Source organism: Streptomyces sp. GbtcB6 (genome assembly GCF_019091475.1).
Taxonomy (GTDB): Bacteria; Actinomycetota; Actinomycetes; order Streptomycetales; family Streptomycetaceae; genus Streptomyces; species Streptomyces hyaluromycini.
Genome location: NZ_JAGXJL010000003.1, coordinates 165518 through 177686, shown reverse-complemented (window position 1 = coordinate 177686; position 12169 = coordinate 165518). Strand labels below are relative to the sequence as shown.

Here is a 12169-nt window from a genome sequence, read left to right as displayed (position 1 = left end):
CGGGCAGCATCTTCAGGCGGCCGTGGTGGAATTGGCAGTCACGCTGGGTTTAGGTCCCAGTGGGGTAACTCCCGTGAGGGTTCGAGTCCCTCCGGCCGCACCAGCTCTTCACTCGCCGAGCAGGTCCCGCACGACGGGCACCAGCGCCCGGAACGCCTTCCCCCGGTGGCTGATCGCGTTCTTCTCCTCGGGCGTCAGCTCGGCGCAGGTTCGCGCCTCCCCCTCCGGCTGGAGGATCGGGTCGTAGCCGAAGCCGTTCGTGCCGGAAGGCGCGTGGCGCAGCGCCCCCCTCAACTGGCCCTCGACCACCCGCTCCGTGCCGTCCGGCAGGGCCAGGGCCGCCGCGCACGCGAAGTGGGCCCCCCTGTGTTCCTCGGCGATGTCGGAGAGCTGGGCCAGGAGGAGGTCCAGGTTGGCCTTGTCGTCGCCGTGGCGGCCTGCCCAGCGGGCGGAGAAGATGCCGGGGGCGCCGTTGAGGACGTCGACGCAGAGGCCGGAGTCGTCGGCGATCGCCGGGAGGCCGGTGGCCTGGGCGAGGGCGTGGGCCTTCAGCAGCGCGTTCTCGGCGAAGGTGACGCCGGTTTCCTTGACGTCGGGGATGTCGGGGTACTCCTCCGCGCCGACCAGGTCGTGGGGCAGGCCCGCTTCGGCGAGGATGGCGCGGAGTTCGGTGATCTTTCCGGCGTTGCGGGTGGCGAGGATCAGGCGGGTCGTCATGGCAGGCAGTATCGCAACTGCCGCGCCTGCCGCTTACGGCGTGCAGACCTTCGTCAGTTCGCCGGCCGCGTCGGTGACCGGGGTGACGTCGGGGGTCGAGTCGCCGTTCCTGACGGCCGTGCGGACGTTGTCCACGGCCTGCTGGAGGTGGTCGACCGCCTTGTTGACGTCGGCGTCGTCGGTCTTGTCGCCGATCTTCTTCAGGTTCTGCTGGATCGAGTCGAGGGAGGCGTCGGTCCGGGTGGGGTCGTTCGCCGCGTTCTCCACGGCCTGCTGGAGGGCGGTGACGCTGTCGGCGATGGAGTCGGCGGTCCGGACGCAGTCCAGCGCCGTGTCGACCGAGTCGCAGCCCGCGAGCAGGGCGGTGGTGAGTGCGGCGGTCGCGGCTACGGCGGCGATGGCGGTGACGCGACGGCGTCCTCGGCGTCGGCTGGCGGCCATGGTGGTGTTCCCTCCCCGTTGTACGGCTGGCCGGGCGCACGGTTGTACACGCCGTGCGCCCGTACCCATAGGGACGCGGGGCCGACCGCCGGGGTTGCCACGCCGTACCTCGGGATTTTTCTTTCCCTTTACTTCTTGAGGGCCTCGTCGAGCGCCGCCTGCTGGATCGTGGCGAGGTCGGTGCAGCCGGCGACCGCGAGGTCGAGGAGGGCGTTGAGTTCGTCGCGGGCGAAGGGTTCGGCCTCGGCGGTGCCCTGGACCTCTACGAAGCGGCCGTCGCCGGTGCAGACGACGTTCATGTCGGTCTCGGCCTTGACGTCCTCCTCGTAGCAGAGGTCCAACAAGGGCACTCCGCCGACGATGCCCACCGAGACGGCCGAGACGGTGCCGGTCAGGGGCTGGCGGCCGGCCTTGACGAGCTTGCGCTCCTTCGCCCAGGCGACGGCGTCGGCCAGGGCCACGTATGCGCCGGTGATCGCCGCCGTACGCGTGCCGCCGTCCGCCTGCAGCACGTCGCAGTCGAGGACGATCGTGTTCTCGCCGAGGGCCTTGTAGTCGATGACGGCGCGCAGGGAGCGGCCGATGAGGCGGGAGATCTCGTGGGTGCGGCCGCCGATCTTGCCCTTGACGGACTCGCGGTCGCCGCGGGTGTTGGTGGCGCGGGGGAGCATGGCGTACTCCGCGGTGACCCAGCCCTCGCCGCTGCCCTTGCGCCAGCGGGGGACGCCTTCGGTGACGGAGGCGGTGCAGAAGACCTTGGTGTCGCCGAAGGAGACGAGGACGGAGCCCTCGGCGTGCTTGCTCCAGCCGCGTTCGATGGTGACCGGGCGGAGCTGTTCGGGCGTGCGGCCGTCGATTCGAGACATGGCGACGAGCCTATCCGGAGCGTGCGAAGGGGCTCCTCCCAAGGTGGGAAGAGCCCCTTTTCCGGTGAGCCGGAGGCTCACATCATGTCTTCGATCTCCGCGGCGATCGGGTCGGCGTCGGTGCCGATGACGACCTGGATGGCGGTGCCCATCTTGACGACGCCGTGGGCGCCGGCGGCCTTCAGCGCGGCGTCGTCGACCAGCGAGGCGTCGTGGACCTCGGTGCGCAGCCGGGTGATGCAGCCTTCGATCTCGTCGATGTTCTCGATTCCGCCGAGGCCGGCGACGATCTTCTCAGCCTTGCTGGCCATGTTCCTTCTCCCTGATCCGAACCGCTTTGTCGCAGTAACCCACAGTTGGCCCAACTTTGCGAGCGGTCGTACCGCGGGTGCCGAATGATGGCGAGCACCGCGGCGGAACCGTCTGTCGACTGGTCTACACCAGCTGGCGGGTGGTCGACAAACCCCCGTGGCAACCCGCGGTGCAGCCGAGCGGCCCGGAGGACGCGCCCATGAGTGCCGAGAGCGCCGACAGTACGGCAAGTCCCGCGCGGGAGCGGTGGAACGTGCTGTTCCAGGGGCTGCAGAAGATGGGCCGCAGTCTGCAGCTGCCGATCGCGGTGCTGCCGGCCGCGGGGATCCTCAACCGGCTGGGCCAGCCCGACGTGTTCGGCGAGCAGGGGCTGGGCTGGACGGCGGTCTCCAAGGTGATGAAGGGGGCGGGCGGGGCGCTGCTCGACGGTTCGATCGGGCTGCCGCTGCTGTTCTGTGTCGGGGTCGCGATCGGGATGGCGAAGAAGGCGGACGGTTCGACGGCGCTGGCGGCGGTGGCGGGCTTTCTCGTCTATTACGGGGTGCTGCACCAGTTCCCGGAGGACTGTCCCGGCGGTTCGAGGACGCTGCCGGGGATCGGGTGCCAGGTGAGCGAGGGGACGGTGTCGACGTTCACGTTCCAGAATCCGGGGGTCTTCGGCGGTATCGCGCTGGGACTGCTGACCGCCTTCTTCTGGGCCCGGTACCACCGGACGCGGCTGGTGGACTGGCTCGGGTTCTTCAACGGGCGGCGGCTGGTCCCGATCATCATGTCGTTCGTGGCCATCGCGTTCGCCGTGTTGTGCCTGTGGGTCTGGCCGCCGGTCGGCAGTGGTCTGGAGAGTTTCAGTCACTGGCTGCGGGAGGCGGGGGCGTGGGGTGCGGGGGTGTTCGGGCTCGCGAACCGGGCGTTGCTGGTGGTCGGGCTGCACCAGTTCCTGAACGTGCCCATCTGGTTCCAGTTCGGCAGTTACACCACGCCCGACGGCCAGACCGTGCACGGTGACATCAACATGTTCCTGGCGGGTGATCCGCACGCGGGTCAGTTCACGTCGGGGTTCTTCCCGATCATGATGTTCGCGCTGCCGGCCGCCGCGCTCGCCATCACGCACTGCGCGAAGCCGCACCGGCGCAAGGAGATCGGCGGTCTGATGCTGTCGGTGGCGCTGACGTCGTTCGTGACCGGCATCACCGAGCCGATCGAGTACTCGTTCCTCTTCATCGCGCCCCTGCTGTACGCGGTGCACGCGGTGCTGACCGGGGTGTCGATGGCGGTGACCTGGGGGCTGGGGGTGCACGACGGGTTCAGTTTCTCGGCGGGGCTCATCGACTACGTCATCAACTGGAAGCTGGCGACCCGGCCTTGGGCGATCATCCCGATCGGCCTGTGCTTCGCGGCGGTCTACTACGCGATCTTCCGGTTCGCCATCACGCGGTTCGATCTGAAGACCCCGGGCAGAGAACCGGAGGACGAAGTGGAGGACGTCACCAAGGCTTAAGCAGCCTGTCGCCATATGGCGTACAGCGCGTAGCGCTCCGGTTGCGGAATTGACGGGTTCCTTATATCGCCCCCATCGTGTACAACAGGTCTACACCACTGAGTGGTGTAGACCACCACCGATGGAGGAAGTATGACAACCGCCACCGCGACGGCGGCCCCCACAAAGAAGTGGGGATCCGGTCTGTTCCAGGGCCTGCAGAAGGTCGGCCGCAGCCTCCAGCTCCCGATCGCCGTACTGCCGGCGGCTGGTCTGCTGCTCCGCTTCGGCCAGCAGGACATCCACGACAAGCTGCACCTGCCCGACAAGGTCACCTCGGTGTTCGCCACCGCGGGCGGCGCGATCTTCGACAACCTCCCGATGCTCTTCTGTATCGGCGTCGCGATCGGCTTCGCCAAGAAGTCGGACGGCTCCACCGCGCTGGCCGCCCTGGTCGGCTTCCTGGTCTACAAGAACGTGCTCACCGCGTTCCCCGTCACCGAGGCGAAGGTCCAGGCGGGCGCGGACGTGGCCGCGACGTACAACAACCCCGGTGTGCTCGGCGGCCTGGTGATGGGTCTGCTGGGCGCGGTGGTCTGGCAGCGCTTCCATCGGACCAAGCTGGTGGACTGGCTCGGCTTCTTCAACGGCCGCCGGCTCGTCCCGATCATCATGGCCTTCGTCGGCACGGTCATGGGCGTCTTCTTCGGTCTGGTCTGGAAGCCGATCGGCGAGGGCATCTCCAACTTCGGTGAGTGGATCACGGGCCTGGGCGCCCTCGGTGCCGGTCTGTTCGGTCTGATCAACCGTGCGCTGATCCCGGTCGGCATGCACCAGTTCGTGAACACCGTCTCCTGGTTCCAGATCGGCGACTACAAGACGGCGTCCGGCACGATCGTCCACGGTGACCTGACCCGCTTCTTCGCCGGTGACCCGACGGCCGGTCAGTTCATGTCCGGCTTCTTCCCCATCATGATGTTCGGTCTCCCGGCCGCCGCCCTGGCCATCGCGCACACCGCCCGCCCGGAGCGCCGCGCGGCCGTGATGGGCATGATGATGTCGATGGCGCTGACCTCCTTCGTGACCGGTGTGACCGAGCCGATCGAGTTCACCTTCATGTTCATCGCGCCGCTGCTGTACGTGATCCACGCGGTGCTCACCGCCGTGTCGATGGCGGTCACCTGGGCGCTCGGGGTGCACGCGGGCTTCACCTTCTCCGCGGGTGTCATCGACTACATACTCAACTGGAACCTGGCGACCAAGCCCTGGCTGATCATCCCGATCGGCCTGGTGTTCGGAGCGATCTACTACTTCGTCTTCCGCTTCGCCATCGTCCGCTTCAACCTCCCCACCCCGGGCCGCGAGCCCGAGGAGGAGATCGAGGACCTCACGAAGGCGTGAGTCCCGGCAGCACACATGACGAAGGCCCCCGCGGCGGCGGGGGCCTTCTCGTCGTACGGCCCTGAACGCCGTACACGTGTCAGATCTCGTACGTCACCCTCGGCGCCGCGAGATCCACCGGGCCGTCGAAGACCTCGCGGGCGTCGGCGAGGTTCACGGCGGGGTCGGTCCACGGCGGGATGTGGGTGAGGACCAGGCGGCGGGCGCCGGCCCGGGCCGCGGTCTCGCCGGCCTCGCGGCCGTTGAGGTGCAGGTCCGGGATGTTCTCCTTGCCGTGCGTGAAGGCGGCCTCGCACAGGAACAGGTCGGTGTCCCGGGCCAGGTCCTCCAGCGCCTCGGTGACGCCGGTGTCGCCCGAGTACGTCAGGGACTTCCCGGCGTGTTCGACGCGGATGCCGTACGCCTCCACGGGGTGGCGGACCCGCTCGGTGTGGACCGTGAAGGGGCCGACGTCGAACGTGGACGGCTTCACCGTGTGGAAGTCGAAGACCTCGCTCATCGAGGAGGCGGTGGGGGTGTCCGCGTAGGCCGTGGTCAGGCGGTGCTCGGTGCCCTCGGGGCCGTAGACCGGGATAGGGGGGCACGGGCCGCCGTCGTGGCGGTAGTAGCGCGCCACGAAGTAGGCGCACATGTCGATGCAGTGATCGGCGTGCAGATGGCTCAGGAAGATCGCGTCGAGGTCGTAGAGACCGCAGTGGCGCTGCAACTCGCCCAGGGCGCCGTTGCCCATGTCGAGGAGCAGCCGGAAGCCGTCGGCCTCTACGAGGTAGCTCGAACAGGCCGATTCCGCGGACGGGAACGACCCCGAGCAGCCGACGACGGTGAGCTTCATGAAGCAGAAACCTCCGTTGGCGGAAACCCAGATGCGCTGGGAACTGGAGTCGGGAAAAAGGGCATGACGGGGGTCGTGCGGTTTGTCGAGCGTAAGGCGCAAAAGAGCCGGTCGCTCCTCCGCCAGGGGCCGTTGTGGGCGAACTCACCTGTGGCGTCACCGGTTCGGCTGGACCGAGGGCGTATGAGGATCGCGTAAGGGCGCGCGTCGATTATCTCGCGCCGGTAACGTCGTCGTATGGACACGTCATGGTGGCTCGCGCTCGCGGCAGTCGTCCTGCTGGCGCTGGTCGCCACGCTCGTCGACGGCTGGGGCAGGGGCCACCGTCCGCGCGGGCACCGCACCCGCCCGCCGGGTCATCCGCGCGGCCCGCGCGGGCAGCTCGGACGGCCCCATCCGGGGGACATCTGGTGGGCCAACGTGCCCTACGAGAACGGTCCCGGCGCCAAGGACCGGCCCTGCCTGGTGCTGGCCGTGCGCGGCAACCGGGCGACGATCGCGAAGATCACCAGCAAGTACCACGACGAGCGCGCCGGGGTGATCCCGCTGCCGCCCGGCTCGGTCGGGGACGCCCAGGGCCGACCGAGCTTCCTGGAGACGGACGAGCTGCGCGAGATCGCGGTATGGGAGTTCCGGCGCCGGGTGGGCGTGGTCGACCCGGTGCTGTGGGACCAGGTGCGGCACCTGGCCGGCTGAAGTTCACTCCACCCTTACGGTGACCTGCCACTCCTGGATGCCCTTGCAGGAGACCTGGCCGGACGCGGTGGGCTCGGCGCACAGCGGGCGGGTGGAGGAGAGGGTGACGGTCCCGGCGGCCATCGCCTGGTAGGCGGCTCCGGCGTCGCCGCCGCGGAGCATGATCCCGTAGTTGATCTCCTTCAGGGCGGCCGTGTCCCCGGCCGCGGTGATCTTCTTCCAGGGGCGCTGCTCGGAGCCGGTCAGGGTGACCCGGAAGGCCCCGTCCTTGGCCAGGCAGAAGGTACGGCCGCTGTCGGCGGCGGTGAGCTCGGAGGTCAGGGGCGTGCAGCCGGCGGCGGAGCCACTGGCGGAGGGGGTGGGTGTCGAGGTCGCGGTCGGTGTCGGGGTCGGTTTCGCGGACACCGTGCCGCTGCCCTTGTCCCCGCCCCCGCTCTGGGAGCCGCAGCCCGCCAGCAGGAGCAGGCTCGCCACGGCGAGAGACGCGCGGTGGAACGTCGTACGGCGCATGAGGTGTCCGCCTTTCCGTCGGGGTACGGACCCTTGGTGCCGATATGACGTATCCGCCGCTCATACGGATCCCGCACCCGGAAGGCTTCCGGGTGCGGGATCCGGTCAGTTCACGGGCGGGGTCAGCCGGTCGTGACGGCGGTGTCGTCGACGACGAAGCTGGTCTGGAGCGAGGAGTCCTCGACACCGCTGAACTTCAGGGTGACGGTCGAGCCCGCGTAGGACCCGAGGCTGAAGGACTTCTGCACGTATCCGGTGGCCGCGTTGAGGTTGGAGTACGTGGCCAGGGTGGTCGAACCGGCGGTGACCGTCAGCTTGTCGTACTGGGTGCTGGTGGAGGTCTCGGCCGTGTCGACGTGCAGGTAGAAGGTGAACGTGGTGGCGGTGCAGCCGGACGGGATCGTCACCGACTGGGAGAGCGTGTCGGTGTGGGTCGATCCGTAGCCGTCGAGCCAGGCCTTGTACGAGCCCGCGTGGGCGGCCTCGCTGCTGGAGTTGGTGATGACGCCGCTGCTCGCGGTCCAGGTGGTGTTGCCCGACTCGAAGCCGGGGTTGCCAAGGAGCTGGGACGAGGAGCAGGTGCCGCCGCCGCTGGTGCTGACGGTCCAGGTGAAGGAGGCCGAGCCGGAGGCACCGGTGGAGTCGGTCGCGGTGACGGTGGCGCTGTAGGTGCCCGCGGTGGACGCCGTACCGGAGATCAGGCCGGTGGAGCTGGAGATCGACAGGCCGGTGGGCAGGCCGCTGGCGCTGTAGGTGAGGGTCGCGCCCGCGCTGTCGGAGGCGGAGATCTGCAGGCTGACCGAGCTGCCGGTCGCGGTGGACTGGCTGCCCGGGTTGGTGACGGTCACCGTGTTGCCGGTGGTGGTGCCGGAGGTGAAGGCGGCGGTGCCGTTCGGGGTGCCCCAGCCGGTCGGGCCGTCGTAGCCGGTGCCGGCGGTGCAGAAGTACGAGGTGGTGCAGGAGCCGTTGTTGCCGCTGGTGACGTCGTACAGGTTGCTGGTGTGGGAGTACGGGTACTTCGCCGGGTAGTCACTCGAACCCGGGGTGCCCGCGAGGGCGTACACACCGGCGATGATCGGCGAGGAGGCGCTCGTACCGCCGTAGACCGCCCAGCCGGAGCCGCCGTAGGTGTCGTAGACCGCCACGCCGGTGGCCGGGTCGGCGACCGCGGAGACGTCGGACTCCATGCGCTTGGTGCAGCCGGTGTCGGTCTGCCAGCTCGGCTTCGAGTCGTAGGCGGAGCAGCCGGAGCCGGTGCCCTCGGAGGAGCTGGTCTTCCACACGGACTCGGTCCAGCCGCGGGTGCTGGAGGAGGTGGACAGCGCGGTGCCGCCGACGGCGGTCACGTACTGGGAGGTCGCCGGGTACTCGGCGCCGTAGTCGGAGTCACCGGCGGAGACGGTGATCGCGACACCCGGGTGCTTGAAGTACGAGGTGTCCTCGCTGGTCTGGGAGGAGGACTCGGAGCCGCCCCAGCTGTTGGAGACGAACTTGGCGCCGAGCGCGACGGCCTCGTTCTCGGCGGTGCCGAGGTCGGAGTCGGTGGCGGAGCTGGCCTCGACGAGGATGATGTTGCAGTTCGGGCAGACGGCGCTGACCATGTCGATGTCGAGCGCTTCCTCACCCGCCCAGCCGGAGTCGTTCGTCGGCAGCGAGGTCGTCGAACCGGTCTGGCTGACCTGCTTGAAGCAGCCGTTGGCGACGGTGCATGCCGACAGGCCGTACGTGGAACGGTAAGTGGCCAGGTCGGAGGCCGCGTTGGGGTCGTTGTAGGCGTCGACCACGGCGACGGTCAGGCCGGAGCCGCCCGTCGAGGGCAGGTTGTAGGCGCTGTGCAGGTTGGTCGGGCTCAGGCCGGAGGGGGCCGCGGCGAGCGCGGCGGACAGCTGCTGCTTGATGTCGGTGCGGCGCTGCGCGAAGCAGTTGACCTCACCGGGCTTGCTGACGGTGGCGCACAGGTGCTTGGTGGGCACCTTCTGCCCGGCCTTGCCGGTGCTGTGCACGGCCTGCCGGGCGGGGTCGGTGAGGGCCTTGGAGTTCTGGGCGGCCCGGGTGGTCTGGGCGGTGGCCTGGGGGGCGATGGCGTGCGCCGGTGCCTGTGCCTGTGCGGTCGGTGCCGCGACGAAACCGGAGACGGCGAGGGCGAGGGCGGGGAAAGCGAAGGCCAGGAGTCTTCGCAGGCTCCGTCGTGATTCACGCATGGGGGTACTGCCTCCATCGGTGGGGTTACAAGGCAGGCCCGTGACGCGCGTAGCGGCGGCAGAGTGCGCGGTCATGAGCATGACACTTAAAACACCCTGGGATGCCGATGAGCGTGGCATGACAGGACGGTGAGGAACCTAGCGGGGTTCACCGGGGACCGGTTCCTCCGGGCGAAGATCTTTGCACCGTCATAGGCAGCGCTTAGCCCCCTCATAGGAGGGGGTTGGCGCGTGCATGATGAGCGCTATGCCCAGAGCTGACCCTGGAGGGTCTCGATGGCTTCCTCGGTCGTGGCGGCGGTGTACACACCGGTCGAGAGGTACTTCCAGCCGCCGTCGGCGACGACGAACACGATGTCCGCGCTCTCGCCGGCCTGGACGGCCTTCTTCCCGACACCGATCGCGGCGTGCAGCGCGGCGCCGGTGGAGATGCCCGCGAAGATACCCTCCTGCTGGAGCAGGTCCCGGGTCCGGGTCACCGCGTCCGCGGAGCCGACCGAGTAGCGGGTGGTGAGCACGGAGGCGTCGTACAGCTCGGGTACGAAGCCCTCGTCGAGGTTCCTGAGCCCGTACACGAGGTCGTCGTACCGGGGTTCGGCGGCGACGATCTTCACGTCCGGCTTGTGCTCGCGCAGATACCGGCCGACGCCCATCAGCGTGCCGGTCGTCCCCAGCCCCGCGACGAAGTGCGTCACGGACGGCAGGTCGGCGAGGATCTCCGGACCGGTGGTCGCGTAGTGCGCACCGGCGTTGTCCGGGTTGCCGTACTGGTAGAGCATCACCCAGTCGGGGTGCTCGGCGGACAGCTCCTTGGCCACGCGTACGGCGGTGTTGGAACCGCCCGCGGCCGGGCTGGAGATGATCTCCGCGCCCCACATCCCCAGCAGGTCCCGCCGCTCCTGCGAGGTGTTCTCGGGCATCACGCAGACCATGCGGTAGCCCTTGAGCTTGGCGGCCATCGCCAGCGAGATGCCGGTGTTCCCCGAGGTCGGCTCCAGGATGGTGCAGCCCGGGGTCAGCCGGCCGTCCTTCTCGGCCTGCTCGATCATGTGCAGGGCGGGACGGTCCTTGACCGAGCCGGTCGGGTTGCGGTCCTCCAGCTTGGCCCAGATCCGGACGTCGGCGGACGGCGAGAGCCGCGGCAGGCGCACCAGGGGGGTGTTGCCGACCGCGGCCAACGGGGAGTCGTAGCGCATGCCGATCTCAGGCCATGCCACCGGCGACGGCCGGCAGGATCGTCACGGTGTCGCCATCGGTGAGCTTGGTGTTGATGCCGTCGACGAAACGGACGTCCTCGTCGTTCAGGTACACGTTGACGAAGCGGCGCAGCTTGCCGTCGTCCACGATGCGGGCGTGGATGCCGGCGTGCCGGGTCTCGAGGTCGTTGAAGAGGTCGGCGATGGTGTCACCGCTGCCCTCCACCGCCTTCTGACCGTCGGTGTACTGGCGGAGGATGGTCGGGATGCGGACCTCGATGGCCATGATCGCGGGCTCCTGTCGGAAAGTCTGGGTGGTTGGGCGCGCACAGCAGCACGCCGCGGCTCATGGCCGTACGGCGGCAGGGAAACGTCAACAGATGGCGCTGTTCAGCCTGCACAGATCGACGTGCAGCCGCGCCACGAGCAGGGTGCCCCGCGCCTTGTCGCCCACGTCGTTCAGAACCATGGGGTCATCGTATCGATTCCCGGTGCGGGTTCCGGAGTGTGATTCCACATGATGGACGGATTCCGGCCGAGGGGTGAGATGACTGCCCCAGGGGCGCGGGGCTGTACCGATTTTGCGGCTCCGCCGCATGGGCGCGACGGGGAGGCGATGGATCGTCGCCGGGCGGCGCAGCCGACCTGAGGGGCGCGGGGCTGTATCGATATGCGGCTCCGCCGGGTGGGCGCGACCGGCCCCCACCGGCCCGCAGGTGACGATGCCGGTCCGGCACCGCCGAAATCCACCGTCGTGGCTGAGCGCCGCCGCGGCGGAGAAGGGGGAGCGACCGAGAAGGGGGAACGGTCGAGAAGGGGTGCGCAGCCGACCCAAGGGGCGCGGGGCTGTATCGATATGCGGCTCCGCCGCGTGGGCGCGATCAGCCCCCACCGGCCCGCAGGTGACGACCGGCCGGTCCGGCACCGCCGAAATCCACCGTCGTGGCTGAGCGCCGTCGCGGCGGAGGAGAAGGGGGCAGGCGTTGGCTCGCCGAGGGTCAGTACGCCTCGACGATGCTGATCTCCTCCTCTGTGACCTCGCCGTCCACGATCCGGTACGAGCGGAACTGGAAGTCGCCGAGGCCGTCGGTGTCGGCGGTGGAGACGAGGACGTAGTGGGCGCCGGGCTCGTTGGCGTAGCTGATGTCGGTCCGGGACGGGTACGCCTCCGTCGCCGTGTGGGAGTGGTAGACGACCACCGGCTCCTCGTCACGGTCGTCCATCTCCCGGTACAGCTTGAGGAGGTCGCCGGAGTCGAACTCGTAGAACGTCGGGGACATCGCCGCGTTCAGCATCGGGATGAACCGCTCGGGGCGGTCCGAGCCCGCCGGGCCCGCGACGACGCCGCACGCCTCGTCGGGGTGGTCCTTGCGCGCGTGGGCGACGATCTGGTCGACGAGGGCCTGGGTGATGGTCAGCATGGTCGCCAGGATAAGCAGAAGGGCCGCCCCGTACCGAAGGCTGGTACGGGACGGCCCAGATGCCGGACGTCCTGAGCGGCTGCCGCAAGGGGCGCCACG

The 12169-nt window shown here is 69.2% G+C and carries 14 protein-coding genes and 1 tRNA gene; 4 read left to right on the top strand and 11 right to left on the bottom strand.

The annotated features are described in order from the left end of the window. The first annotated feature begins 16 nt into the window (after positions 1-16). Positions 17-103 (top strand) — tRNA-Leu (locus tag KVT45_RS06120). Between the two features lie 5 nt (positions 104-108). Here the strand turns inward: KVT45_RS06120 and rdgB are convergent. From rdgB to KVT45_RS06100, 4 genes are all read right to left on the bottom strand, one after another. Then, on the bottom strand, positions 109-717 hold the full coding sequence (gene rdgB, locus KVT45_RS06115; RefSeq protein ID WP_217545454.1) for an RdgB/HAM1 family non-canonical purine NTP pyrophosphatase: 609 nt from the start codon (positions 715-717) through the stop codon (positions 109-111). Positions 718-750: 33 nt separating this feature from the next. After that, positions 751-1158 (bottom strand): hypothetical protein, encoded by a 408-nt coding sequence (locus KVT45_RS06110; protein WP_217545453.1) that lies wholly within the window; start codon positions 1156-1158, stop codon positions 751-753. A 128-nt stretch (positions 1159-1286) separates the two neighbouring features. Continuing rightward, positions 1287-2024: a ribonuclease PH gene (gene rph / locus KVT45_RS06105; RefSeq protein ID WP_217545452.1), complete on the bottom strand. Its 738-nt coding sequence runs from the start codon at positions 2022-2024 to the stop codon at positions 1287-1289. A 77-nt stretch (positions 2025-2101) separates the two neighbouring features. Continuing rightward, on the bottom strand, positions 2102-2335 hold the full coding sequence (locus KVT45_RS06100) for a glucose PTS transporter subunit EIIB (RefSeq protein WP_089106674.1): 234 nt from the start codon (positions 2333-2335) through the stop codon (positions 2102-2104). Between the two features lie 200 nt (positions 2336-2535). Between KVT45_RS06100 and KVT45_RS06095 the strand changes: the two genes are divergently transcribed. Together KVT45_RS06095 and KVT45_RS06090 are read left to right on the top strand one after the other, a co-directional pair. Beyond that, positions 2536-3834: a PTS transporter subunit EIIC gene (locus KVT45_RS06095; RefSeq protein WP_217545451.1), complete on the top strand. Its 1299-nt coding sequence runs from the start codon at positions 2536-2538 to the stop codon at positions 3832-3834. Positions 3835-3966: 132 nt separating this feature from the next. Further along, on the top strand, positions 3967-5214 hold the full coding sequence (locus KVT45_RS06090) for a PTS transporter subunit EIIC (RefSeq protein ID WP_217545450.1): 1248 nt from the start codon (positions 3967-3969) through the stop codon (positions 5212-5214). Between the two features lie 79 nt (positions 5215-5293). On the opposite strand, the gene KVT45_RS06085 is transcribed toward KVT45_RS06090, so the two are convergent. Next, entirely contained in the window at positions 5294-6046 is a 753-nt protein-coding gene (locus KVT45_RS06085; RefSeq protein WP_217545449.1) for an MBL fold metallo-hydrolase, read from the bottom strand. Between the two features lie 237 nt (positions 6047-6283). On the opposite strand from KVT45_RS06085, the gene KVT45_RS06080 reads away from it, so the two are divergent. Next, the gene (locus KVT45_RS06080) at positions 6284-6742 is read left to right on the top strand and encodes a type II toxin-antitoxin system PemK/MazF family toxin (protein WP_217545448.1); all 459 of its coding nucleotides are present in this window, start codon (positions 6284-6286) and stop codon (positions 6740-6742) included. 3 nt (positions 6743-6745) lie between these two features. Here the strand turns inward: KVT45_RS06080 and KVT45_RS06075 are convergent, their stop codons facing one another. From KVT45_RS06075 to KVT45_RS06055, 6 genes are all read right to left on the bottom strand, one after another. Further along, a complete protein-coding gene (locus tag KVT45_RS06075; RefSeq protein WP_217545447.1) occupies positions 6746-7252 on the bottom strand; it encodes a hypothetical protein in 507 nt (168 codons plus the stop codon). Between the two features lie 122 nt (positions 7253-7374). Continuing rightward, on the bottom strand, positions 7375-9453 hold the full coding sequence (locus tag KVT45_RS06070) for a putative Ig domain-containing protein (protein ID WP_217545446.1): 2079 nt from the start codon (positions 9451-9453) through the stop codon (positions 7375-7377). Between the two features lie 245 nt (positions 9454-9698). Further along, positions 9699-10649, bottom strand: coding sequence for a PLP-dependent cysteine synthase family protein (locus KVT45_RS06065; protein ID WP_089106667.1), 951 nt, complete (start codon positions 10647-10649; stop codon positions 9699-9701). Between the two features lie 7 nt (positions 10650-10656). Beyond that, positions 10657-10935 (bottom strand): MoaD/ThiS family protein, encoded by a 279-nt coding sequence (locus KVT45_RS06060; protein WP_089106666.1) that lies wholly within the window; start codon positions 10933-10935, stop codon positions 10657-10659. A gap of 87 nt (positions 10936-11022) precedes the next feature. Continuing rightward, the gene (locus KVT45_RS58380; RefSeq protein WP_350784557.1) at positions 11023-11118 is read right to left on the bottom strand and encodes a putative leader peptide; all 96 of its coding nucleotides are present in this window, start codon (positions 11116-11118) and stop codon (positions 11023-11025) included. Between the two features lie 529 nt (positions 11119-11647). Next, entirely contained in the window at positions 11648-12070 is a 423-nt protein-coding gene (locus KVT45_RS06055) for a Mov34/MPN/PAD-1 family protein (protein WP_217545445.1), read from the bottom strand. Positions 12071-12169 lie beyond the last annotated feature (99 nt).

Bases quoted from the DNA above. Each gene is read 5' to 3' on its own strand.
- rdgB (WP_217545454.1), bottom strand. From the start codon at position 717: ATGACGACCCGCCTGATCCTCGCCACCCGCAACGCCGGAAAGATCACC.
- KVT45_RS06110 (WP_217545453.1), bottom strand. From the start codon at position 1,158: ATGGCCGCCAGCCGACGCCGAGGACGCCGTCGCGTCACCGCCATCGCC.
- rph (WP_217545452.1), bottom strand. From the start codon at position 2,024: ATGTCTCGAATCGACGGCCGCACGCCCGAACAGCTCCGCCCGGTCACC.
- KVT45_RS06100 (WP_089106674.1), bottom strand. From the start codon at position 2,335: ATGGCCAGCAAGGCTGAGAAGATCGTCGCCGGCCTCGGCGGAATCGAG.
- KVT45_RS06095 (WP_217545451.1), top strand. From the start codon at position 2,536: ATGAGTGCCGAGAGCGCCGACAGTACGGCAAGTCCCGCGCGGGAGCGG.
- KVT45_RS06090 (WP_217545450.1), top strand. From the start codon at position 3,967: ATGACAACCGCCACCGCGACGGCGGCCCCCACAAAGAAGTGGGGATCC.
- KVT45_RS06085 (WP_217545449.1), bottom strand. From the start codon at position 6,046: ATGAAGCTCACCGTCGTCGGCTGCTCGGGGTCGTTCCCGTCCGCGGAA.
- KVT45_RS06080 (WP_217545448.1), top strand. From the start codon at position 6,284: ATGGACACGTCATGGTGGCTCGCGCTCGCGGCAGTCGTCCTGCTGGCG.
- KVT45_RS06075 (WP_217545447.1), bottom strand. From the start codon at position 7,252: ATGCGCCGTACGACGTTCCACCGCGCGTCTCTCGCCGTGGCGAGCCTG.
- KVT45_RS06070 (WP_217545446.1), bottom strand. From the start codon at position 9,453: ATGCGTGAATCACGACGGAGCCTGCGAAGACTCCTGGCCTTCGCTTTC.
- KVT45_RS06065 (WP_089106667.1), bottom strand. From the start codon at position 10,649: ATGCGCTACGACTCCCCGTTGGCCGCGGTCGGCAACACCCCCCTGGTG.
- KVT45_RS06060 (WP_089106666.1), bottom strand. From the start codon at position 10,935: ATGGCCATCGAGGTCCGCATCCCGACCATCCTCCGCCAGTACACCGAC.
- KVT45_RS58380 (WP_350784557.1), bottom strand. From the start codon at position 11,118: ATGGTTCTGAACGACGTGGGCGACAAGGCGCGGGGCACCCTGCTCGTG.
- KVT45_RS06055 (WP_217545445.1), bottom strand. From the start codon at position 12,070: ATGCTGACCATCACCCAGGCCCTCGTCGACCAGATCGTCGCCCACGCG.